The following is a 24,195-nucleotide window of genomic DNA, read 5'->3' on the forward strand; positions in this document are numbered from 1 at the left end:
AACCACCATCTTATCCTGCATTGATACCCTATTGTCTGAAAGCCTTAAAGATCAGCCAGCGGATTCACCGGCCATGGCGATTCAAAGAACGCTTCAACAACGGCTGACTCCACAGTATCAACCGACTTAAACATCCAATTTGGACTGCGATCCTTATCCACCAACAGCGCTCGAACACCCTCTGGAAACTCGGGGTGTTGGCAGCACTGCACGGCCAACACTAGCTCAGACATAAACACCTCTTTTAGGGAGAGATGACGAGTGCGTTTCAACTGCTCAGCAATTAAATGAACCGACAGAGGCGACCCGTGAGTGATCGCCTTTTGTGATCGTTGAATCCATGGATCATCACTCTGAATGTTGGCCATTGCCTGCATCAACTGAGTTAAGTCATCCTGATCCGTCACCGATTGAATGAAATCATAGTGATCTTGAATCGGTGACTCTTGTCGAAACGCCGCTTGCGACTGCTGCTCTAACTGGCGAAGCGTCTGGTTGACTGTCTGAACACTATCACAGTGCCACTCGGCTGCTTGCAGGTCAGTCACCATCTCAGTGTATCGCGCCGATTCAATAAAGCGATCCGCTAACCCTAAGAACAACGCATCCGCCGCGAAGATAGGGTTACCCGTTAAACCCAAGAAAAGTCCTGTGCGACCCGGCATCCTGTTCAAAAAGAATGAACCACCCACATCTGGGAAGAGCCCAATCGTCACCTCTGGCATCGCCATGTGTGACGTCTCTGTCACGATGCGGTGGCTGCAGCCATTCATCAGCCCCATACCACCGCCCATCACTATTCCACTGCCCCAACAGATGATCGGTTTGGGAAAGGTGTGAATGGTGTAGTCCAGACGATACTCATGTGTGAAGTATTCGGTCGGGAAGTTGGGGTTATCGCCTGAGGTGATCGAGCGGTAGAGGCTAACCACATCCCCGCCGGCACAAAATGCCTTTTCGCCGACGCTAGTTAACAGCACCGCTTTGATGCTGTCATCCTTTGCCGCCTGATTTAGACGAGGCTCGATCAGCTGAATCATCTCCAACGTCAAAGCATTGAGTGATTTCTCAGCATTAAGGGAGATCTCTAACAGCTTATAACCATCTTGGGTGGGGTATTCGTGAAACTGAACAACGCTCATTGTCATGACTCTTATGATTTAACGACAAGGGACAGCCTACTTAAGAGCGGGACGATGTCAAAATCTATTTGCCAAACCTTATTGCAAATGCAAATGATTCTCATGTAGAATCGCATCATTACTTCAATAAATGAGTAGTAATGATTCTCAAATGTTCTAAGGCTCTTATTTAAAGGATGAGTAAGGCCGGTTTATAATTCGTACCTTCAAGGAGAAACAAACATGTGGATTCGTCGTATTAGCGCTGTAGCAGCACTCTGCTTTACTACCACTGCTGTCGCTGACATTAACCTCTATTCATCACGTAAAGAGGCCCTGATTCAACCATTACTGAATCAGTTTACCGAGAAGACAGGTATCGAAGTACGCCTGCTCACCGGTAAAGATGATGCACTGTTAAGCCGTTTGAAGATGGAAGGTGGCGCCTCCCCTGCGGATCTTCTTATCACTGCAGACGTTGCACGTCTTCACCGCGCGAAAGAGATGGGTCTAACTCAGCCGGTTGAATCCACTGCATTGAACGAGGCGATTCCTGCCAACCTGCGCGACAGTGACAACCACTGGTTTGGTATGACCAGTCGTGCTCGCCCAATCATCTATGCCAAAGATCGAGTTAATCCAGAACAACTCAGTACCTACGAAGCACTAACCGATGAGCAGTGGAAAGGTCGTATCTGTATTCGCTCCTCAAGCAATGTCTACAACCAGTCACTGATTGCCTCTGCGATTGCTGCTAACGGTGTCGAAGCAACAGAAGCTTGGGTTGAAGGTCTAGTGGCTAATTTTGCTCGCCCACCGGCTGGCGGTGATACTGACCAACTAAAAGCGGCAGCCGCGGGTGTCTGTGACATCGCTATTGCCAACACCTACTACTTAGCGCGTTTGGTTCGCTCTGATAAAGCGAGTGACAAAGCGGTTGCTGATCAGCTAGCGGTGTTCTGGCCCAATCAGAACGATCGCGGTACCCATTTCAACATCAGTGGTGCTGCATTGACGGCGTCATCTAAGAATCGTGACGAAACAGTTGCCCTACTTGAGTACATGGTGAGCCAGGAAGCACAAGAGTGGTACGCTGAAGTCAACAATGAGTACCCTGTCGTAGCCGGCGTTGAGCCATCCAATGTACTAAAAGCCTTTGGCACAGCTAAGAGCGATGACGTTGCACTGTCTAAGCTTGGCGAACTGAACCAAGAAGCGCTTCGCCTTATGGATCGTGCTGGCTGGAAGTAAAACAGATGAGAGTTAACTATCAATAGTATCCGTGCAAATTGGGTAGCCTTATCGATCGCCGGTCTGGTTGCCCTTCCCATTCTAACCGTTGTTAGTCAGTCCCTATTTGCTGGATCTGAGGCTTTCTCTCACCTTCTTGATACCGTCCTCGCCGACTACGTTCTCAACTCATTAATCCTGATGGCCGGTGTCGGTATCGGCACCGTCATTATGGGAGCACCGGCTGCCTGGTTGGCAGCGATGTGTGACTTCCCCGGTCGTCGTTGGCTCGATTGGGGAATGCTACTGCCTTTAGCCATGCCCGCCTATGTCATCGCCTATACCTATACCGGTATGCTCGACTTTGCCGGCCCAGTACAAACCCTGCTGCGCGAACTGACCGGTTGGGGCTATGGTGACTACTGGTTCTGGGAGATTCGATCGCATAGCGGTGCCATTGCTATGTTGGTGCTGGTGCTCTATCCCTACGTCTACCTGATGGCTCGCGCGACCTTCCTTGAGCAGTCAGCCGTTAGCTTTGAAGCCTCTCGCAATCTTGGTTACTCACCCTTCAGGGCCTTTCTAAAAGTCGCCATTCCTATGGCAAGACCCGCCATCATTGCCGGTGTCAGCCTAGCCCTAATGGAGACATTGGCCGATTACGGTACGGTGCAATACTTTGGCATTCCGACCTTCTCAACAGGTATCTTTAGAACCTTCTATGGCTTTGGTGATGCCAATGGTGCGGCACAGTTAGCCAGTCTGTTGCTAGTGTTCGTGGCGACATTGATCTTTGTCGAGCGCTATTCACGACGCAAACTGAGCTACAACGTCCGAGCAGGATCTCGAGCGATGGCTAGCCGAATTCAGCTTAAGGGTGGACGCGCTTGGCTGGCGGCTCTGGCTTGTTTCATTCCGTTTTTCTTTGGCTTCTTGTTGCCGGCCGGTCAACTGCTCTCTTGGTCGGTGTTTGATGCGCAAATGCCCTGGAGTGACTTCCTCAGCCTCTCTTGGAACTCTTTCTATTTGGCAGGTCTTGCAGCGCTAATCGCCCTTGTTCTGGCCACGCTGCTGGCGTACACCCAACGCTTTAACAGTGGCTCATTGGTGAAACAGGCCACACAGTTCGCCGCACTGGGCTACGCACTGCCGGGTACCATTATTGCCATTGGGGTCTTAGCACCTTTAGTGTTTGTGGATCAGAGTCTGCTTGCTCTCTCCGAACGCTTCGGCTTAGGTATGAGCGGGTTGATCTTCAGTGGCACTCTGTTTGCCCTGTTGATCGCCTACACCGTGCGCTTTTTAGCCGTCGCGCTTGGCAGTGTGCAGTCTGGCTTGGGGCAAATTAGCCCTAGCCTGGATGAAGCGGCCAAAGGGATGGGACGATCCCCCTTTCAAGTGTTGCGACAAATCCATGCGCCCTTAATGAAGAGCAGTCTTCTAACTGCACTACTGGTGGTCTTTGTTGACGTCCTCAAAGAGCTGCCGGCTACGTTAATGCTGCGCCCGTTCGACTTTAACACCCTGGCCGTTCGCGCCTTTGAGCTGGCTTCGGATGAACAGCTTATCGAGGCGGCACCACCCTCATTAATGATCGTTGCCGTTGGGCTAGTCCCAGTTTTGTTGTTGAATCGTGCCATAAGCCGCCACAAGCACTAAGGAACTCTATGAGTATTGAGTCAAACATACCGACATCTACACACCTAAGTATTGAGAATGCTTATGCCGGGTATGCTGATCTGTCGGTTGTGAATGGGGTCACACTGAACATTCAACAGGGCGAACTCATCTGCCTGTTGGGGCCCAGTGGCTGTGGCAAATCTTCGCTACTGCGTTGCATTGCAGGATTTCACGCGCTCTCTAGCGGCAGCATCATGCTGGGCACAAAACGTCTGGATGATGGAAAGTCTCAACTCCCGCCGGAACAGCGCAACATCGGTATGGTGTTTCAGGACATCGCTCTGTTTCCCCATCTTAGCGTCAGGGAAAACATTGAGTTCGGACTGTTTGAGTGGTCAAGCCAACAGGCTAAAGCCCGAAGTGAGCAGTTACTTACAATGATCGGCCTACAAGGCATGGGCGGTCGTTACCCACATGAGCTATCAGGTGGACAACAGCAACGTGTCGCCTTAGCGAGAGCACTGGCACCCAAACCCGATCTACTGCTACTCGATGAGCCCTTTTCTGGCTTGGACGCCGCACTGCGAGATGAGCTCATTCCGGAAATTGCCGAGCTACTAAAGCAAGAGCAAATTACCACGCTGATGGTGTCACACGATCAGGCAGAGGCCTTTGCTTTTGCAGATCGCGTTGCGGTTATGAATCAAGGCAAGCTGGAACAGATCAGCCTGCCTGAAGCGATCTATTACGAGCCGAAAAGCCGGTTTGTAGCTGAATTCATCGGCGAAGGTGAGTTCATAAAAGCAGAGTACGTCGATACCCAGCATGTGAACTCTCTGTTTGGCCAGAGCCGCTCAACCACCGAGGTGAGTGAGGCACCCTACAATAAAGAGCTATTTATACGACCGGATGATGTCGAGATTGTTGAACAGAGCGAGGTTAGCGCACAGGTAGAATCCAAGCGTTTTCGTGGTGGGCAATCTCTATTGAGTGTGCTCTTGGAGGATGGCCAGTCACTTGCGGTGACCTGTCATGCAGTTCAAGCCCCCAGCGTGGGTGATACGGTCTATCTAGCATTGAAACAACACCGATTTTTAGTCACGGATGACCTAGGTAAAATTGAACCTAAAAACGAGGCCCGCTAAGATGTCTCTTAGCGTCTGAACAGTAAACATTGACGAGAACAACTATGTCTTCAAGCAACCAAGAACTTAAAAAAGCGGGACTCAAAGCGACTCTTCCGCGCATCAAGATTTACCAGCTACTCGAAGATGCCAATGAGAATGACCATTGGAGTGCTGAAGACATCTACAAGCACCTCATGCTTCAGGGCGAAGAGATAGGTTTAGCCACGATCTACCGTGTTCTGACTCAGTTTGAAGCGGCCGGTCTTGTTATGCGTCACCGTTTTGAGAACGGCCACTCAGTCTTTGAGCTGGCGTCGGATGACAACCACGATCACATCGTCTGTGTTAAAACCGGTGAAGTTAAAGAGTTTAACGACCCCATCATCAACGCTCGCATCGAAGAGATCGCGAAAGAGCACGGCTATGAGATGACCGGTCGAACTCTTCACATCTACGGCCTTAAGAAGAGCTAATGCAGGCTACGGGCGATCGCTCTTTACAGGCAAAGTTCACCATCTCTCTATTGATGTTGGCTCTGTGCCTGGTTGCCCTATTCAGCCTGACCATTGGCTCATCAAACACTTCTCTCGCCAGCTCACTTTGGGCGTTAATGCAGGGCGAAGCCATCGGCATTCAAGAGCAGGTCATCCTGTTTGATATTCGCGCCCCCAGAACAGTCATGGGCCTATTGGTCGGCGCTAGCTTAGCTGTCTCGGGTGCCATTATGCAGGGGCTGTTCCGCAACCCTTTGGCTGATCCAGGTCTTATTGGTGTCAGCTCCGGTGCAGGTTTGGGTGCCGTGACAGCCATTGTCATAGGTGGGCTGTTACCCATCTCACTCTTAAATAGTATCGGTGGATTTCTGGTCCCAATCGCGGCCTTCTTAGGTGGCTGGGGCTGTATGCTGATTCTCTACAAGATCGCGACGCGTCAAGGCAGAACCTCGGTCGCCGTGATGCTGTTAGCTGGCTTAGCACTCAGCGCCTTTGCTGCGGCACTGTCGGGATTGTTGATCTACTACTCCAACGACAGTCAGTTGCGTAACCTAACCTTCTGGAATCTTGGCTCCATTGCCGGTGCTAGTTGGAGCTCACTGAAAGTCGCTGGGCCGTTGATGCTAATCTCGCTACTGTTAGCTCCGTTACTCGCTTCTGGCCTAAACCGTTTAGCGCTGGGTGAAGCCGCTGCCATGCATTTAGGCGTTTCGGTGCAGCGTCTTAAACGAGCCGCTATCCTACTGGTTGGATTATCCGTTGGGGTCGCCGTAGCCGTTTCAGGTGCGATCGGATTTGTCGGCATCATCGTGCCCCACCTGCTGCGCCTGGTCATAGGACCAAACCATCGCTATCTACTGCCTGCCGCGGCACTGTTAGGCGCTATTGCTCTTATGTTAGCCGACATTCTCAGTCGTACACTGATTGCACCGGCGGAGCTACCCATCGGCATTGTCATGGCGATATTGGGTGGGCCATTCTTCCTCTACCTGCTGCTGCGTAATCGTAATCTGCTGGATCTCTAATCATGATTATCACCAAGGATCTCAGCGTAGGATTCCACCAAACCGAGGTACTGTCGAAGGTCGATTTTCGCGCCGAACCGGGGCAGTTGGTCTCGATTGCAGGACCGAATGGATCGGGGAAAACCACCCTATTAAGGGCACTCTCAGGTGAAATTGATTACCGAGGCGAGATTCATTTTGATGGCGAAAACCTAGCTGATCTTTCACACCAAACACTCGCCAAACGCCGCGCGATTCTACCGCAAGCGACCCAGTTGGCTTTCCCCTTTACTGTGTTGGAAGTGGTACAGATGGCGAACCTAGATCGCCGATCAGAACGTCCATTTCAGGCTCTCCAGCGTGTCGGTTTAGAAGGCTTTGAATCACGTTTTTATCAAGAGCTCTCTGGCGGTGAGAAACAGCGCGTTCAACTGGCACGTATTCTGGTACAAGTCTGGCAGCCTGTGATCGATGGTAAAGCCAACTGGCTGCTGCTCGATGAGCCAGTCTCCTCTTTGGACATCGGCCACCAAATCGAAGTGATGCAACTTGCTAGAGACTATGCCAACGCTGGCGGTGGCGTCATCTGCGTCATGCACGACCTGAACTTGGCCGCGATGTTCTCGGACAGCATTGCACTGTTTGAGAAAGGACGACTGCTGATCCAAGATTCGCCCGATGCTGTGTTAACCGATGACAACCTTTCAACCGCCTATCAGTGGCCGGTTCGAGTGAATCGGACACCGAGTGAATCCATGCCCTTTGTCCTACCGCAAACGGCTAAACGAGATTAATGTTACTGCTCAAGGAGATCACCATGTTTAGACACACTGCCCTTATACTCACGTCTCTCAGTATCACTGCTTGTGCTACAGCACCGGACCTTCGGTTTAAAACCACCGAAGAGATCAGCGACCTTCTTATTGAGAAGGACAAAGCAACCATCGAGATGCAGCTCGGACAACCGCGTACCATCGCACAAGAGGGGCCACACACTTGGGTCTGGACCTACCACTCAGACATGATGCCCAATAAGAGCCCAAACCAAGGGAAGTGCGAGCTGGTCATTACATTCGATGATGACAAGCCGATCAAAGCGGTGGTCAACTCGACTGAGTACTCACCCTTTGTGCAGGAGCTGCAGACCTGTAACGATCTGGTGCAACAGCTGCAGTAATCACTGTTGCTTTTATGCCGCCGAGTTTTAAATGGCTGGGTAGATCTGTTGCGGATCAATGGTCGCTGAGCCAGCCTCTGAACTGAGCCAGATCTGCCCATCAGTAATCGACGCGCTGATTTGCGCACCGCGCTCGGCCAAGGCGGTTAACGCCTCACTTTGATCCTCGTTGATGCGGTAGATAATCAAACTATTTTGGCTAGCGACCAACTTTTTTACACCTTCCCACCAAGGGTTGAAGGCCTGATCCGAGCCATAGGTGATCAAAACCGTCTTTTGTGAGCGGTTGCACGCCTTCTTCAAGCGCTTTTCACTCGGCAAGCCCACTTCTAACCAGAGTTCGATCTCATCAGCGTAGCTCTTTAGCCATAGATCGGGTTCATCCTCTTCACAGAGGCCGCGGGTAAACTCCAGACGCTCTTGAGCATTCATCACAAACGCTAACAAGCGCATCATCATGCGCTCATCCGTCTCTGAAGGGTGTCTGGCAAGTGTTAGCGAATGATCGGCGTAGTAGTTGCGATCCATATCGGCAATTTGCAGATAGATTTTAAAAACGGTGGAGTTTTGAGCCATATCTGTTCCCTAAAACAAACTGTCATTAGTGACAGATAAAAAAGTTGTGACTTTACTGGATTTTACTACAAAGCCGTCTATGCTGACTCTAACTGATTGCGAAAGTTGTGTTGCCTTCGCATAGATAAACAAAATATGAGTGCTCTCAATGGTCCACATGCTCGACAGCATTAAACGCATCCCTCATTGGCTGAAAGTCGTCATTCTCGCCATGCAAGGTCTATTCTTTTTTGCGGTAGGGATCACGCTGCAAGAATTCTATTCAGACCACCAAAGACATCTAGCTTATGAGCGAGCGACGCAACAGCAGAAGCTCTATCGCAACAGCATCACCAGACTGGGGGAGTTTCGTGGGCTCTGCACACTGGCGCGAATTGAACCCATACCCTCTAGTGAGCTCATTCAGCTCTGCGAAAGCGCCAGTATTAACCTAGTCGAAGCGCTGGAAGCGATGGATTACCCGGCCGCCGAGATCGATCAGATTCTCTCCGTCGATGGACAGTACTACGAGATCTTTTTAAGAAAGAGTGCCTATTCTGAGCAACTGTTAACAGAACTTTTTCAAATCTACCGTGATTCAGGAGTACAGTTGGAAGAGAACATCCTCTCGTACACAGCCGGCCGAACCATCTTTGTACACCTACCCGATCTGATTGAAAAAATGGGTGTCGTTCGCGGCATAACGGGATTATCCAATTCTGGCCTGGTCTCACGCAATAATCTTTACATTGCAGAAGGTCGAGTTACGGAGATCCTTAGCAACACCCGAAACACCTTAGAAGCCTTCGAACAGGCCAATGCAAGTAGCTCCCCGTCAGAATTATTACTCGATTTTGAAATCATCGAACAGCATATCGTTGAGCATTTTGAGCGATTATATCGATACCGTTTCATGGAGTTGAGGGATCCAACCAAAGACTACGATCTCGATCTCTTTTTAAAAGCAACTGAGGTCCTTGACGAAATAGAGCAATTGTATGATGTTACTGAAGAGACCTATATAAGCTTATTGGCATCAGAACATGATAGGACCGATCAACTAACAGGGCTATCCATTCTCTTTGCATTGGTGACTCAGTTTCTTTTAATACTGATGTTCCGGTTTATGTTGCGCGCCATTCACCAGATTGAAGAGACCTCAGAACAAGCGATGCAAGCCTCCTCATCGCTTGCAAAAACACTAAAGCAGCAAGATAAGATGTTTGCCATCATTGGACACGAATTAAGAACCCCTGCTGCCGCCTTAAATATGCAACTGAATGAGCTGCAACTTCAAGATGGGCAAAACCGGCGAGTTGAAGAGGCACATGCCACGTCCCAACACCTACTCGACGTACTGGATGATATGAGGGTAGGCACCGATAAATCATTAATCACTGAGAGTCGAGTCGAGACCCAACTTTCGGTCTATCGCATCATTAAAGAGGCTAGCCACACTCTCTACTACACGGCCAATCAATACGGTGTCGATATTCAGGTGCGCGGCAACAGTGATGGGAATCATATTGGTTTTAAAAAACAGATTCGCCAAATCATTATTAATATGACTAAAAATGCCATTGTGCACAGTCAGGGCACTCAGGTCACATTAGATCTAAGTCATAAGGCTTCAGAAGAGGAAACCGAATATCGATTGCAGATCATTGATAATGGCAAAGGCATTCCCGACAAAGATGTGGATCGACTTTTTGAGGCCTTTGAACGAGGCGACACTAAAGCGTCCGGAACCGGTCTCGGTCTGCATATCAGTCGCGAACTTGCACGCAGTTTATCTAATGGAGATTTGGTCTTCAGCCCTAACCCTGAAGGGGGTGCCATCTTTACCCTGAGTTTCACACTCAAACAGGCCAAACACGAAGAAGCAGCAGCAGCAGCAGCAAAAGAGCATGCAATCAAAGGCCAAAAGATACTACTGGTCGAAGATACCGCCACATTAAGAATGCTGGGCAAAACCATACTGACACGCGAGGGTGCCGAGGTGGTTGATGTAGAGAACGGTCAATTAGCCCTAGACGCCTACTCTAAGCAGAGCTTTGACCTAATCATTACTGACATCATGATGCCGATAATGGATGGCTATGAACTGACCGAAACGCTTAGGTCCTGGGGTGCAACGCTTCCGATTATTGGAGTTACCGGTGCCACGGTGGGTAATGAGGCGGACAACCTGCTGGCGAAAGGGGCCGATCGAGTTTTGCCGAAACCTTTGAATCTCGACCAATTAGAGACAGCACTCGAAGAGATAGAGGCTAATTAAACGCTAATCGCCTCATCTGCGATAAGGCTCCAACAAAAAGCGTTAACGAGAGACTGAACGAGCTGTTGGAGCGATCTTGCAAAGGTCGCGATGATTACTCTTTTTCATCGCTTCCTCTTCGAGAAAGCTCCAACAGATATTTGGCAAGGTTTAGCAGATACGCTCACCGGTTTGAATATCAAAAGCGACCGCTTTCGCCGTATTAACCTGCACCTCTGTACCAGCGCCTGCCGTCATGCCCGCTTTAGGAGAAAGGCGTGAGTGAACATCAATGCCGTTCCATTGACCAATTGCCATGGTGTCAGCCCCCATAGGCTCCACAACATCAAAGTCCAGCTTCATGCTGTGCAACCAATCCTGATCTTCAGGTGCCGGCTTAGGCTCGGTAATCATCTCTGGACGAATACCCAACACCACACGATCAAGGCCTTTTGCAGCAATTGCCTCGGCACATGGTAGTTTTAGGTGATGAGTTTCACCCGCAGATTCAACAACCGCTTGCCCCTCTTTGATGTCGACCTCAATAAAGTTCATCGGCGGAGAACCCATGAAGCCTGCGACAAACATATTGGCTGGGTTGTTGTAGATCTCGTCCGGAGTACCCAACTGCTGCACGATGCCATCTTTCATAACGGCAATACGATCAGCCAGAGTCATCGCTTCGATCTGATCGTGCGTCACGTAAACAATGGTCGTGCCAAGACGCTTGTGCAGCTTCTTGATTTCAGTACGCATCTCTACACGCAACTTAGCATCCAAGTTCGATAGAGGCTCGTCGAATAGGAAGACGCGCGGCGAACGCGCTAGGGCACGGCCCATGGCAACACGTTGACGCTGACCACCTGAAAGCTGGCTCGGCTTACGATCCAGTAGGTGATCGATCTGAAGCAGCTTAGCCACTTCGTTGACGATGCGATCACGCTCCTCTTTAGGGACTTTACGCATCTCAAGGCCAAAGGAGATGTTGCGCGCAACGTTCATTGTTGGGTAGAGCGCGTAGCTTTGGAAGACCATCGCAATGTCGCGATCTTTAGGCGATGCTAGGGTCACATCCTTTCCAGCCAACTCCAGTGTTCCGCTGGTCGCATCTTCAAGACCCGCGATGATATTCATCAGCGTCGACTTACCACAGCCTGATGGACCCACCAGAATGAGGAATTCACCGTCCTGAATGTCGATGTTGATCCCTTTAAGGATGTCTGTTTCACCAAAGGATTTAGTGACGTTATCGATTAATAGAGAGCCCATAATTGTTATCCTTTTACCGCGCCAGCTGTCAGGCCGCGTACAAAATATTTACCTGCAAAGATGTAGACCAATAGAGTGGGAAGCGCTGCAATCACGGCAGCTGCCATATCGACGTTGTACTCTTTACCGCCCATTGATGTATTGACTAGGTTGTTCAGTGCCACCGTGATCGGTTGCGTACCCGGACCTGAGTAGACCACGCCAAATAGGAAGTCGTTCCAGATCTGAGTGAACTGCCAAATGATCGTTACCGTGAAGATAGGTAGAGATACCGGCAGGAAAATGTGGCGGAAAATCTGAAAGAAGCTTGCGCCATCCAGTTGCGCCGCTTTCACCAACTCCGTCGGTACAGAGACATAGAAGTTACGGAAGAAGAGCGTCGTAAACGCAACACCGTAGATCACATGCACCAGAACCAGACCGGTTACTGTGTTGGCTAGGCCCAATTCAGCCAGTAGACGCGCCATCGGTAGCAAAATCACCTGAAACGGAATGAAGCAGCCAAACAGCAACATACCAAACATTAGGTCGCTGCCGCGGAAACGCCATTTAGAGAGCACGTAGCCATTCAGCGCCCCGATCACGGTCGATAGAATGACGGCCGGAACGACGATCTTCACGCTGTTCATAAAGAAGGGTGCTAGACCCTGACACTCGGAACCGGTACACGCACTGCTCCACGCTTTGATCCAAGCGTAAAGGGTTGGATCCTGTGGCAGTGCCAGTAGGTTACCGCTACGAATCTCTTCGATGTCTTTAAACGAGGTTGTCAGCATCACATAGAGTGGCGCTAGGTAGAACAGCGCGAATGCCAACAGACAGCCATAAATAAATAGACGACCTAAGTTAAATGAACGATTAGCGACCATTTTTTCCACCTCGTAGTTCTGAGTAGAGGTACGGCACAATAATCGCCAACACACCCATCAACATAATCATCGCACTGGAGGCACCCACACCCATCTGCGCTCGGTTAAAGGCGTAGGTGTACATAAAGTTAGCCGGTAGGTCAGACGCGTAACCCGGACCACCGCCAGTCAACGCTTGCACCAGGTCAAAGCTCTTAATCGCAATGTGAGAGAGAATGACAATCGCACTGAAGAAGACCGGACGCAGAATAGGCAGAATCACATACCAATAGGCTTTCATCTTGCTCGCGCCGTCAATCTCAGCTGCTTTAATCAAGCTGTCGTCAACACCACGAAGGCCCGCAAGGAACATCGCCATAACAAAACCACTCGACTGCCATACCGCTGCAATCACGATGGTGTAGATCGCCATGTCCTGCTCAACCAGCCAGCGGAACTCGAAGTTCTCGAAGCCTAAATCACGGACCAGTTTCTCAAGACCTAGACCTGGGTTGAGGATCCACTTCCAGGCCGTACCCGTGACCACAAACGAGACCGCCATGGGGTAGAGATAGATGGTACGCAGCGTACCCTCTAAACGAATTTTTTGATCCAGTAGGATCGCTAGGAACAGACCTAGCAGTAACGAGACCGCGATAAACAGAACGCCAAACACTACCAGGTTATTCAGAGCCACATCCCAACGAGGGTTGGCAAACAGCTTGGCGTATTGATCAAAGCCGACAAAGTCCCACTGAGGCAACATTCGACTCTTGGTAAAAGATAGCGCTCCGGTCCAAATCATAAAGCCATACATACAGACCAACATCACCGCAGTGGTGGGGGCTAGCACGATTTTTGGCAATAAGGACTCTAGCGTCATTGGCTTTTTAGCCTTTGACACACTCATCGTGAATCTCCTAAAAAAGTAAATAAGAGCCCTCAGGGTTGAGGGCTCTTGGTCGGATTACATCGCTGCTTGGATAGAAGCGATTAGCTGAGCTTTACCCTCAGCAGCCGACTGATCTGAGTTGAAGAAGTTAGTAGCGGTATCGTAGATAGCGCCAGAAACTGCTTCAGGGACAGCCATACCGTGCGCGAAGCTTGGTACTAGACCGCCAGTTTGTGCAGAAGATACAAAGGCATCCATTGACGCGTGTGCACAGCTATCGAACTCGTCACGAGCCATGCCTAGACGTGCTGGGATAGAACCTTTGTTAAGGTTGAAGACTTTCTGGAAGTCCTGACCTAGGATCTGCTTAGCCATCTCTTGTTGAGCTTTCTGTGCGTCAGCATCAGACTGCGCGAAGAAGGCAAAAGAGTCGACGTTGAACGTGAATGAACCTGACGTGCCTGGTGCTGCAACACATGCGTAATCAACGCCTGGTGTCTTACCAGCAACAGTGAATTCACCTTTCGCCCAGTCACCCATAATCTGCATTGCAGCTTCACCGTTGATGACCATTGATGTCGCAACGTTCCAGTCACGACCTGGAGAGTTTTCATCGATTAGACCACGGATCTCACCGAATACGCGGAACACCTCTTCAGTCGTTGCGCTGTTAAGAGCGTCTGCATCTAGCTCAACGAATGCTTTCTGGTAGTACTCAGGACCGCCCACACCAAGCACAACAGCTTCAAATACAGTCGCGTCCTGCCAAGCTTGGCCACCGTGCGCTAGGGCAATGTAGCCAGCGTCTTGGATCTTTTTAGCTTGAACTAGGAAATCGTCCCAAGTTGTTGGGATGGTAGCGCCCGCTTTTTGGAAGATCTCTGGGTTAGCCCACAACCAGTTTACACGGTGTACGTTAACTGGAGCGGCAACGTATTTGCCGTCGTGTTTCATTACATCAGAAACCACACCAGGTAGAAGTGCATCCCAGTTGTTCGCTTTAGCGACGCTATCGATGTCTGATAGGAAACCTAGCTCACCCCACTCTTGGATCGATGGGCCTTTGATCTGTGCTGCAGTCGGTGGGTTACCCGATACTGCACGTGACTTAAGAACGGTCATTGCGTTCTCACCGCCACCACCAGCAACTGCGAAATCTTTCCAGCCCACACCCGCTTCAGTCAGTTTCTCTTTTAGGTATGCAACCGATTTCGCTTCACCGCCACTTGTCCAGTAGTGAAGAACTTCTACGTCAGCAGCTTGTGCTGCAGTTGATAGTGTTGCTGCAGCTACGCATGCAGCTAAAGTACGTTTGATCATTGAGTAAACCTCTTTATTGTTGTTTATAGGTAAGAATACCTTGGGAACTGGCGATCAAGATCTTCAGTTCTTCAATCAATATAACAACTTGAGTCTTACGCAGAGTTTCGTTCTGTTACAAAGTGTGACAATGGAAAACGAAGCTCAACGATCAAACCGCCCCCTTCACGATCAAGCAGCTCAATACTGGCACCGTGCAGCTGCGCAATCGACTTAACAATGCCCATACCCAGACCGACATGAATCGATGAGGGCGCTTTATCGATGCGATAGAAGGGCTCAAAGACTCGCTGCTTTAACTCATCACTGAGACCCGGGCCTCGGTCACACACCTGCACCACCAACTCATTGTCTTCCGGCTCTTTATGGCCAAAGATCTCGACTCCACGCCCGTAGTGCAACGCGTTATCGATCAGGTTAGTAAACAGGCGTTCAAGCGAGAGACGGCGACCCTCTAAGACAAACTCATCGGGCAGTGTCGCAGAGCTGGGCAGCCCTTCGATCTCTGCACTGGCAAGGGCTGACTCAATCACCTGTTTCAGATCGATCTGTTCGCTGTTCTCGTGAATGGCGCCATCTTTAATCATCTGCAAGGACGCTTTGACCAGCAGATCGACGTTCTCGATGTCACCAATCAGGTTATCGCGCAGTTTATCGTCATCAATCATCTCAACCCGCAAACGGGCGCGTGTCAGCGGGGTTTTCAGGTCATGGGAGATTGCGGCAAACAGCTTCTCGCGATCGGAGATAAACTTCTCAAGCCGTTGCGCCATCTGGTTAAAGGCACGAATGGTTGTCTGCATCTCCCGGGTACCCTCGGCCGGAATCAGGGAGGGCGTTTTACCGCGCCCTAGGGCATCCGCCTCACGAGCTAACCTTCGCAAGGGTCGAACAATACCGGCCACCAGCAGGGTCACCAAAACAACCACGGTCAGTGTCACTGCTAATAAAGAGACCAACCGCTCAGACTCAAACAGAGTACTGCCCATGAAATCCCCACCAGGGAATACCGTGGCCAGATAGACCCACTCGTCCGGGTTTAATTTAAGCTGCACAACGACGACGGGGCTGTCATCACCGGGATCTAACAGGGCAAACCGCTGCCATTTGGGTGGCAGCTGCACCATCAGGTTGTCATCAGAGAGAATGCGAAGATTCGAAAACGCAACGAACTCAACCGCAAAGTCTTCGGATTTATAGGCTAACTGGCGGGCTGCATTCTGTTTAACACGCTCGCCAACAAGCTGCTGTAGCTCAGTGTTGGGCAAGGTCTCTAGATGAATTTTTTGACTGTTAATCGAGACAAAGTAGCGCGTACCGCCCATATCGCGCAGCTGATCGAGCACGATGTGACGATATTCACGCGGTAGTTTAGAGAAGAACTGAATCGTCTGACCTATGCGCGCGCCCATCACTTCCGAGATCTCAACGAGACGTTCGCGTTCTGCCTGTTGAATCTGGCGTGTCCAGACATAAGAACTGACCGCCTGTGCCACTAAGACACCGATGATCAACACCAGAGACATGCGTGCAATGATCGACTTAGGCATCAGCCGATCGCGTAGGCGGGACCAAAAACCGATCATTTTAGAACCAGGTGGTACCCTTTGCCGCGAATGGATTTGATCGTCTCATCCTCGCTGAAGGGGGTCAATTTGGTGCGGAGTCGACTGACTAAGGTATCAATCGAACGATCTTGCGGAAGCGCCGCATGCCCCTTAAGCTCCATGCTGAGCTGATCACGGCTGATGACACCGTCATGGCCATGCAGTAGCGCCAACAGATCAAACTCAGCCCCAGTCAAACTAAGCGCTTCACCATTGACTGACACGGTTCGTTTCGCCCTGTCTAACAGTAGATTAGAGCTAGCAGTTGGTGATTCGACGGGGGCGGATCGACGCAGCAGCGCTTTAATGCGAGCCAACAATTCGCGAGGGTTAAAGGGTTTACCCATGTAATCATCTGCACCCAACTCAAGACCCAGGATACGATCCACATCGTCACTGGCAGCGGTGAGCATAATGATCGGCAAGTTGGAGTCCTGACGCAGAGTACGACAGAGAGCCAGTCCATCCATGCCCGGCAAACCGACATCAAGAATCAACAGCTCGGCAGCACTGTAGTCGCCCTCAAGCAGCGCTTCAGCCGACTCAAACGCAAGTACCGTGAAACTGTTTTTCTCTAAGTAATCCGAGAGCAGTGAGCGTATCTCGTGATCATCATCAACGAGTGCAATGACAGGCATGTAGGGTAACTTCCTAATTGTTATCTTTTTACTCTAACGATAAACACTTACGAGAGCTAGCCTTACTAAGTTCACCACCAAATTACCGTTGGAGCGATCTTGCAAAGGTCGCGATTCTTTCAATCCCCATTCGCCTCATCTTCGATAAGGCTCCAACTAAGAGCATTGAAGGGGTACTGCACGTACTGTTGGAGCGGTCTTAAAAAGGCCGCGATGCTATTTGCTTTCAACAAAAAACCCCATAGCCTAGGCGATGGGGTTTTTTAATCATTGGGTGATTAGCCTTCTAGCGTACGAGCTCTTTCAAACATGTAAGGCACCGTCGTCATACCAGCCAGTACTACCGCACCCAAGATCAATAGAGGCGCAACAGCTGCCATGCCCATTGATACTAGCAGAACCGCTGCTGCCACGTAGACGGCTGCAAGGATAAGCGCCAGTGAACGTTTCAAGGTCACGGCTACAGCCACGGCACCCAACACAAGCACGAGAAGCGACGCGAAGGATTGCCAGTTGCCAGACACAATGGCTTGTAGTTCAGCCACAGCCGGCGCATCCAGTAGGCGAGCCGTTTGGTTAGCCGCAAGATCAAGTCCAGCTGCTTGCATTGCCACCATGCTGTTGTGCTCATGCAGTGAAATCGCCGAGCTGATCAGTGCAGAACCCGGTGTTAAGCAGGCAAACAGAGCAAGAACCAGAGCCACAACACCCAGCATACGCTGAACTTTAACCGCTGATTTAGATTGGCGAACAATATCCAATCCAACGGCAACCAAAATGATCAGACCCAGTACCACCATCTGCCAGAAAGTCTCTAGCTGAGCCAGGGTCAGACCGTTATTGATCAGTTTCAGAAGGATGACACCCATGAAGGTACCGATGATCGTACCGCGGCCACCAAACAGAGAGGTACCACCAATAACAACCGCAGCAATGGCATCCAGCTCCCACATCTGGCCGTAGTCAGATTTTGCATAAGGCGCGCGACCTAGGAAGAGCATCGCACCCAATGCAGCGCCCATCGAACAGATTACGTAGGTGTAGAGAGTGTAGAGACGCGTATTGATACCCGCTTGGCGAGAGCCCTGTTCGTTACTACCAATCGCATAGATGTATCGACCCAAACGCATGTTGGATACAACGACCGCCAACAGAATGAAGAAGACGATGAAGATGATCATAGACATCTGGAAGGTACGGAAGAAGTCCATCCAGTGCTCGTTCACGAAGGCGCCAATCGACTCCATAAAGCCGCTCAGTTCACCCGCTTTGTAATCAGCACGAAGTTCGGCAAAGGGGTTGTAGCGACCAAATAGGTCGAACGTTTCAGGTAGCTTAGGTGTTGCACGCGCATCCGTTGAAAGGTGTGCCGTACCACGCCAAATCGAAAGACCCGCCAGGGTAACGATAAAGGCCGGCATCCCGAGATAGGCGACCAACGTGCCATGAATAATACCCACTAATGCACCCATCGCTAGGCCAGACATGATCGCTAACCAAGGTGGGAAACCCCAGTAGCTAACAATGTAACCGGTGACCGCTGCGATTAAGCCCATAACAGATCCAACCGAAAGATCGATACCTGCCGCAAGAATCACCAACGTCATACCACCCGCAACAATACCGATAGCGGCTGAGTTGTTCAGAATGGTCATTAAGTTAGTGGGATGGAAGAAGGGTTTACCATCCGTTACTAGCTCAATGGCTAGAGCAAGAATCAGAATCGCCAGCAGTGCGCCAGACCACTCTTTACGGAAGAAAGAAACCGTAACGCCGATCGCTTTATCTTGAAGGCTTTTAGAAGTCATTATTCAGGACCGTTTGTTTTAAACAGTTAAAGAAGAGATCGGGCTAATGCCCGATCTCGACGGAGTGTAAGTAAAACTTACTTGATACCTACTAGGTCTTTGTAAGCACCTGAAGTAGATGGAGTCACTAGGAAGAAACCAGTGTCGATGCGTGGTGATACATCTTTACCCTGTGATGCAGCAACCGCAGCTTTGATGCCTTGGTAACCCATCTGGTAAAGCATCTGAGCTGTGTCAGCGTGTACCCAACCTTTATCCATCGCTTCGATTGCGTCAGTTGCGCCGTCGAAACCAACCAGTTTGATGTCACCTGCGCCTAGGCCAAGGTTTTCCATCGCTGCTTTAGCACCCATAGTGCCGCCGTCCCATGCGTTAGCAACCATTTTGATGTCGCTGCGTGAGTTTAGGATCGCTTCAACACCTTCCTGAGCTTGGTTAGAGTCCCACTCAGTTGGTACTTCTAAGATTTCAGAGTTTGGACGAGCTGTTTTGAACGCTTCAACGAAGCCGTTACGACGCTCTTGGCCAGTAGACTGAGCTTGGTTACCCGTCACGTAGATGATCGCATCGCCATCGTTGATCAGAGTTGCTGCAACAGCACCCTGTACTTTAGCCACTGCGTAGTTGTCTGTAGCAACGAATGACGTCACTGCAGCGCCTGATACGCCAGTATCGATTGCAACAACAGGGATACCTGCATCCATTGCATCGTTTACTGCTGGAGCAACACCTGAAGAGTCAACTGGCGCGATACCGATTGCATCCACACCCTGTGCTACTAGGTTTTCGAACACTTCTAGCTGGCTTGATAGGTCGCCTTGGAATGCTGGACCTACAGTTACTAGGTCAACGCCCGCTTCTTGAGCTGCGTCTGCTGCACCCTGGTTGATCATCATCCAACCTGAGTTTGTTGCTGATTTAGTGATGTAGCCGATAGAACCTGCGTATACAGAGCCAGACATAAGTGCGCCAGCAGCCATTACGCTAAGCATTTTTTTCAATTTCATGTGTAGATCTCCACATTTGTTTGTTTTTGTTTTCGGCGGTCTATTTCGATGCCTAACAGCGATCTTCTAATACTTTATAGCGCCCTGTCAATAATTAAATTGAATTGATTTAATTATTGACTCGCTATTAATTGTTAGTCATATTTAGTCACATTCAAATAAAGAGAATTTTCGTTCAGGAGTCTTAAAGTGTCTCAAAAAGTCTTAGAGATCAGAGGGTTAACCAAGCACTACGGCGGTGTACACGCGCTGAATGATGCGGACTTTGATCTTGCTCCGGGTGAGCACGTAGCGATTGTTGGAGATAACGGTGCGGGTAAATCGACCTTCGTTCGTAACCTAACCGGTGTAGAGCAACGCACTCGCGGTTCGATCAAATTCTATGGTGAAGAGGTCAACTTCGACTCTCCTCTTGAGGCTCGCGATGCTGGTATTGAGACCGTGTATCAAAACTTGGCACTGGCAGATGAACTAGACGTGCCAGCCAATATCTTTTTGGGACGTGAAAAGACCAAATTCAATCTTGGCCCATTCAGCTGGATGGACAAGAAAGGGATGCGCCAAGAGTCAGAAGCACTGCTTGAAAAGACCGGCGTTAAGATTCCTGACCTAAGCCAGTCCTTACGTGGCATGTCGGGTGGTCAACGCCAGTGTGTAGCGATCAGCCGTGCAGCGGGCTGGGGTGAGAAGTTGATCATCATGGATGAGCCAACCGCAGCTTTGGGTATCCAAGAGACCACGCGTGTTGAAAACATTATTCGTGGCTTAAAAGACCAAGGCATTCCCCTAATTTTGATCAGTCACAACCTTCGCCAAGTCTTTAACCTTGTGGATCGCATTATTGTCTTCCGCCAAGGTCGTATCGTTGGCAACGTTGTAGCGGCTGAAACGACCGGCAACGAGATCGTCTCGTTGATCACCGGTGCAGCGGATCAGGGTGTCCACGAAAACGCGAGTTACATCTAATTATGCGCAGCGCTTCGGCTTCTCAACGCGCCTCTGGTTCAAACCAGGTCGGTGTTCGCCAATACAATGAACGACTCATCCTCTCGTTAATTCGTGAGCATGATGCGTTGACGAAAGCCGAAATTGCCAAAGCAACCAACCTTACTCCACAAACCGCATCAACGATCATTAATCGATTGATGGAACAGGACCTGTTAATCGCAGGCACTAAACGCCGCGGCGGTTTGGGACAGCCTTCTACCCCCTACGCACTCAATCCTGAAGGGGCGTACAGTATCGGTGTCAAAATTGGCCGCGCCTCGTTGGAGGTGCTGTTTATGGATATGACAGGGAATATTCGTACCCGCATATCGCACGAATACCCCTTCCCGACGCCTAAAGAGGTCTATGCCAAGATCGAGCAGAGCATCAACACGCTTCTTGAACCTCTTGACGAGATGCAACGCGATCGCGTTACCGGTGTTGGCCTGGCAGCGCCGTTTGCGCTGGAAGGTTGGGGCGATGAGCTAATTGAAGCGAAAGAGGCTTTAGCTGAGTGGGCGAAAATCGATCTGCTCGAAGAACTAAAGAAGGTCACCGACCTAGATGCGGCCATGCTGAACGATGCAACAGCAGCTTGCCTAGCCGAGCTAACCTACGGTAATCCGCAGAGCTGGGAGAACCTACTCTACTTCTACGTGGGTACGTTCATCGGTGGTGGTGTCGTTCTTAACGGACAGATTCTTCCAGGCAGCCATGCCAATGCCGGTGCACTGGGTTCAGTTCCGAGCGCCAATGGCAAGCAACTGATTCACTATGCGTCACTGCACCAGCTTGATAAACGATTGAAATCAGAATCGATCGTGGCGGATTTTGCCAATCTATCGGAAACCCTAGAACAGGATGCCTGGGCTCTGTTTACAGAGTGGGCTGACAACGCAGCACCCTACATTGCCCAGACTATTGCGGCAGGTGCTGCCTTTGTGGATCCAGATGGTGTGATCATTGATGGACGCCTACCGGCGGTCGCGACACAGTACTTAGTACTGGCGATCAACCGTGCTTCGAGCGATGTGAACTGGGAAGGTCTCAACAAACCCCCGGTGATCGCAGGCAACCTTGGATTTGAAGCCCGCGCGTTAGGCGGTGCACTCCTGCCGATCTACTCTAACTTTGGCTTAGATAACCAAGCCTTCCTTAAAGCCGCACAGTAGTTGCTATGCAGTTGGAGCGATCCTCTAGCCCCCTGTTGGAGCGGTCTTAAAAAGGCCGCGATTCTCTTTCAAACCTTTCGCCTCATCTTCGATAAGGCTCCAACAAAGAGCGTTCGTTGGAGCGGTCTTAAAAAGGCCGCGATGTGCAAAACCTGCATCGCTTCCTCTTCGAGAAAGCTCCAACAAATACTCAGCGAAGATCAAAGCACCAAATTCGTTTCATACTCACGCAACGCCGCCTGCGCTGCAAAGCGGATATGTGCATTCGCTTCACCGTAGGCCTGATACCCACGGATACGCTGCACAACTTCGAAGAATGCACCCTGTACTTCGCGCGTGTAGAAGTGCAAAAACTCACCGTCATCATTCGCATCGTAAAGAATATTAAAGCGCTGTAAGGTCTCAATTCGCTCAGCAGAGAGACCAAACTTACCCTTTATTTCACGGTAGTAGTTGTTGGGTACCGGCAACACCGATTCCGGATTGACCTGCGCTGCAAAAGCCAAAATATCCTCACACTCAAATGCGATCTGCTGCATACCGGCACCATGGGTTCGCTGAATAAAGCGCTGCGGTGACGCCTGACGAGCCTCAGTCATGTTGATTGGAATCTTCACCTGCCCGTTCTGACTAGAGGCCACTCGACTGGTCACTAGGCCATAAATGTCAGGCAGATCCTGTACCGGTGTAATGTCAAAGTTGAACACTGATTTATAGAAGAACGCCGCCGATAGGAAATCGGTATTGGTAACAGACTGTGCCATATGATCGACGCGCTTAACGCCCACTTTGGGTAGTTCTACTCCCTCGACCGATTCAAAATCGACATCAAAGAAACGGAACTTCTTATGACGCTCAACCAGATAGACCAAACTGTCTCCAACACCGCGCAGCGCTGGAATATTCAACTCACCTGGGCCTGCTGTGTTATTGAAGCGTTTGATTTGATACTCGTCTGCCTGTTTCAACGACTCTTTGACACTCGACGTCGTCAGTGCCAAAGCACAAACTGATGCGCCGTGCAGCTGGAAGTGCTGGTGAGCTTGGCTGGCAGGCTCGCGGTTAAGCACAAGGTTTACATCACCCATCTGCATCAGACCGACATCTTTAGAGAGGTGTTTGTGCGTCTCTTGGAAGCCTAATGAATTCAACATAGAGACGATCGATTCACCCTCTTCACCAGCAATCGCAAACTCAATGAACTCAACGTCAGTAATCTCAGCTTTAGGCGTTTCATCCTTGCACTGCTTATCCAACCAGATCAATGAACGCATACCATCTACTGCACGCTCTTTGGCAGGAGAAGCACGGAACTCATCATTGAAGATCTCGTGCGAAACGTAGTCATCAAAGCCTTTGTCACACAAGACTTTCATGAAATCAACGACCGGAAGATCACCCTGACCCGGGAAGCTGCGGTAGTGACGGCTCCAACTCATCAAATCGCTCAAGTGCATCACAGGCGCATCGGCCACCTGAACCAAGGCGATTTTATCAACAGGAATCTCATCGCGCAGACAGTCGAGCGTATTACCTCGAGAGAACATGTGGAAGGTATCAAGGTTAATGCCCAGCGCAGGATGATCGGCACGCTTTACCAGATCCCAAGCATCCTCATAATCAGCGATGAAGCGCCCCCAAGAGAGCGCCTCGTAACCCATAATAAAACCTTCTTTTGCTGCCAGCTCAGCCGCTTCGTAAAGGTCCGCAGCACAGCGTGCACGATCATCACTGGCATGAGGAGAGACACTAGAGCAGCACAAAATTCGTTGAGTGCCCAGCTCATGCATCATCTCGAATCGACTCTGCATGTGATAGAACTTTTGACGCTTTAACTCAGCAGGCAGACCTTCCAGATCACGAAACGGCTGCAGCGCTAGAATATCCAAACCTAAGTCATCGGCAATCGACTTCACCTCACGAGGTGAACCAGCAAACTGAATCAGGTCATTATCAAAAATCTCAACCGCATCAAAACCCGCATCCGCAGCGGCTTCAAGTTTGTTTGGCAAACTGCCAGAGAGAGTAACGGTAGCAATGGATGTTTTCATAATGAGGACTC

General features: G+C 50.3%; 21 protein-coding genes. 10 read left to right on the top strand and 11 right to left on the bottom strand.

Going from position 1 to position 24,195, the window contains the following annotated elements; genetic code table 11:
* Positions 1-44 precede the first annotated feature (44 nt).
* Positions 45-1,142: an enoyl-CoA hydratase/isomerase family protein gene (locus tag XMD530_RS02630; RefSeq protein WP_173506687.1), complete on the bottom strand. Its 1,098-nt coding sequence runs from the start codon at positions 1,140-1,142 to the stop codon at positions 45-47.
* A gap of 222 nt (positions 1,143-1,364) precedes the next feature.
* On the opposite strand from XMD530_RS02630, the gene XMD530_RS02635 reads away from it, so the two are divergent.
* From XMD530_RS02635 to XMD530_RS02665, 7 genes are all read left to right on the top strand, one after another.
* Complete coding sequence (locus XMD530_RS02635; RefSeq protein ID WP_173480169.1) at positions 1,365-2,372, top strand: Fe(3+) ABC transporter substrate-binding protein; 1,008 nt, start codon at positions 1,365-1,367, stop codon at positions 2,370-2,372.
* A 180-nt stretch (positions 2,373-2,552) separates the two neighbouring features.
* Positions 2,553-4,010, top strand: a complete 1,458-nt coding sequence (locus tag XMD530_RS02640) for an ABC transporter permease (RefSeq protein WP_371731490.1) — start codon at positions 2,553-2,555, stop codon at positions 4,008-4,010.
* An 8-nt stretch (positions 4,011-4,018) separates the two neighbouring features.
* A complete protein-coding gene (locus tag XMD530_RS02645; RefSeq protein WP_173480168.1) occupies positions 4,019-5,116 on the top strand; it encodes an ABC transporter ATP-binding protein in 1,098 nt (365 codons plus the stop codon).
* Between the two features lie 44 nt (positions 5,117-5,160).
* Complete coding sequence (gene fur / locus XMD530_RS02650) at positions 5,161-5,571, top strand: ferric iron uptake transcriptional regulator (RefSeq protein WP_173480167.1); 411 nt, start codon at positions 5,161-5,163, stop codon at positions 5,569-5,571.
* Positions 5,571-6,617, top strand: coding sequence for an iron ABC transporter permease (locus tag XMD530_RS02655; RefSeq protein WP_173480166.1), 1,047 nt, complete (start codon positions 5,571-5,573; stop codon positions 6,615-6,617). Before fur ends, XMD530_RS02655 begins: the two co-directional genes overlap by 1 nt.
* A gap of 2 nt (positions 6,618-6,619) precedes the next feature.
* Positions 6,620-7,390 (top strand): heme ABC transporter ATP-binding protein, encoded by a 771-nt coding sequence (locus XMD530_RS02660; protein ID WP_173506688.1) that lies wholly within the window; start codon positions 6,620-6,622, stop codon positions 7,388-7,390.
* 23 nt (positions 7,391-7,413) lie between these two features.
* A complete protein-coding gene (locus XMD530_RS02665) occupies positions 7,414-7,773 on the top strand; it encodes an outer membrane protein assembly factor BamE (protein WP_173495647.1) in 360 nt (119 codons plus the stop codon).
* Between the two features lie 27 nt (positions 7,774-7,800).
* Here XMD530_RS02665 and XMD530_RS02670 read toward each other — a convergent pair whose 3' ends face one another.
* Entirely contained in the window at positions 7,801-8,349 is a 549-nt protein-coding gene (locus tag XMD530_RS02670; protein WP_173498814.1) for a YaeQ family protein, read from the bottom strand.
* Between the two features lie 148 nt (positions 8,350-8,497).
* Between XMD530_RS02670 and XMD530_RS02675 the strand changes: the two genes are divergently transcribed.
* Positions 8,498-10,606 carry a hybrid sensor histidine kinase/response regulator gene (locus tag XMD530_RS02675; RefSeq protein ID WP_173506689.1) on the top strand — a complete coding sequence of 703 codons (2,109 nt, stop codon included), beginning with the start codon at positions 8,498-8,500 and terminating at the stop codon, positions 10,604-10,606.
* Positions 10,607-10,756: 150 nt separating this feature from the next.
* On the opposite strand, the gene XMD530_RS02680 is transcribed toward XMD530_RS02675, so the two are convergent.
* From XMD530_RS02680 to XMD530_RS02715, 8 genes are all read right to left on the bottom strand, one after another.
* A complete protein-coding gene (locus tag XMD530_RS02680) occupies positions 10,757-11,854 on the bottom strand; it encodes an ABC transporter ATP-binding protein (RefSeq protein ID WP_173480160.1) in 1,098 nt (365 codons plus the stop codon).
* Positions 11,855-11,859: 5 nt separating this feature from the next.
* The gene (locus tag XMD530_RS02685) at positions 11,860-12,723 is read right to left on the bottom strand and encodes a carbohydrate ABC transporter permease (protein WP_173480159.1); all 864 of its coding nucleotides are present in this window, start codon (positions 12,721-12,723) and stop codon (positions 11,860-11,862) included.
* On the bottom strand, positions 12,713-13,612 hold the full coding sequence (locus XMD530_RS02690; RefSeq protein ID WP_173480158.1) for a carbohydrate ABC transporter permease: 900 nt from the start codon (positions 13,610-13,612) through the stop codon (positions 12,713-12,715). Before XMD530_RS02690 ends, XMD530_RS02685 begins: the two co-directional genes overlap by 11 nt.
* A gap of 57 nt (positions 13,613-13,669) precedes the next feature.
* Positions 13,670-14,914 carry an ABC transporter substrate-binding protein gene (locus tag XMD530_RS02695; RefSeq protein WP_173480157.1) on the bottom strand — a complete coding sequence of 415 codons (1,245 nt, stop codon included), beginning with the start codon at positions 14,912-14,914 and terminating at the stop codon, positions 13,670-13,672.
* 95 nt (positions 14,915-15,009) lie between these two features.
* Positions 15,010-16,500, bottom strand: a complete 1,491-nt coding sequence (locus XMD530_RS02700; RefSeq protein ID WP_217363795.1) for an ATP-binding protein — start codon at positions 16,498-16,500, stop codon at positions 15,010-15,012.
* Complete coding sequence (locus XMD530_RS02705) at positions 16,497-17,159, bottom strand: response regulator transcription factor (protein ID WP_173482756.1); 663 nt, start codon at positions 17,157-17,159, stop codon at positions 16,497-16,499. The genes XMD530_RS02700 and XMD530_RS02705 overlap by 4 nt, the downstream gene beginning before the upstream one ends.
* 278 nt (positions 17,160-17,437) lie before the next feature.
* On the bottom strand, positions 17,438-18,967 hold the full coding sequence (locus tag XMD530_RS02710) for an ABC transporter permease (RefSeq protein WP_173480155.1): 1,530 nt from the start codon (positions 18,965-18,967) through the stop codon (positions 17,438-17,440).
* 77 nt (positions 18,968-19,044) lie between these two features.
* Positions 19,045-19,974, bottom strand: a complete 930-nt coding sequence (locus XMD530_RS02715; RefSeq protein WP_173480154.1) for a sugar ABC transporter substrate-binding protein — start codon at positions 19,972-19,974, stop codon at positions 19,045-19,047.
* A gap of 189 nt (positions 19,975-20,163) precedes the next feature.
* Here XMD530_RS02715 and XMD530_RS02720 point away from each other — a divergent pair, with 189 nt between their 5' ends.
* Positions 20,164-20,940: an ATP-binding cassette domain-containing protein gene (locus tag XMD530_RS02720; RefSeq protein WP_173480153.1), complete on the top strand. Its 777-nt coding sequence runs from the start codon at positions 20,164-20,166 to the stop codon at positions 20,938-20,940.
* 2 nt (positions 20,941-20,942) lie between these two features.
* Positions 20,943-22,133: an ROK family transcriptional regulator gene (locus XMD530_RS02725; RefSeq protein WP_173480152.1), complete on the top strand. Its 1,191-nt coding sequence runs from the start codon at positions 20,943-20,945 to the stop codon at positions 22,131-22,133.
* A 200-nt stretch (positions 22,134-22,333) separates the two neighbouring features.
* Here the strand turns inward: XMD530_RS02725 and XMD530_RS02730 are convergent, their stop codons facing one another.
* Positions 22,334-24,184: a bifunctional sugar phosphate isomerase/epimerase/4-hydroxyphenylpyruvate dioxygenase family protein gene (locus tag XMD530_RS02730; RefSeq protein ID WP_173505801.1), complete on the bottom strand. Its 1,851-nt coding sequence runs from the start codon at positions 24,182-24,184 to the stop codon at positions 22,334-22,336.
* Positions 24,185-24,195: the final 11 nt, after the last annotated feature.

Origin of the sequence: Marinobacterium sp. xm-d-530 (assembly GCF_013283365.1) — a bacterium.
Classification (GTDB): Bacteria; Pseudomonadota; Gammaproteobacteria; order Pseudomonadales; family Balneatricaceae; genus Marinobacterium_E.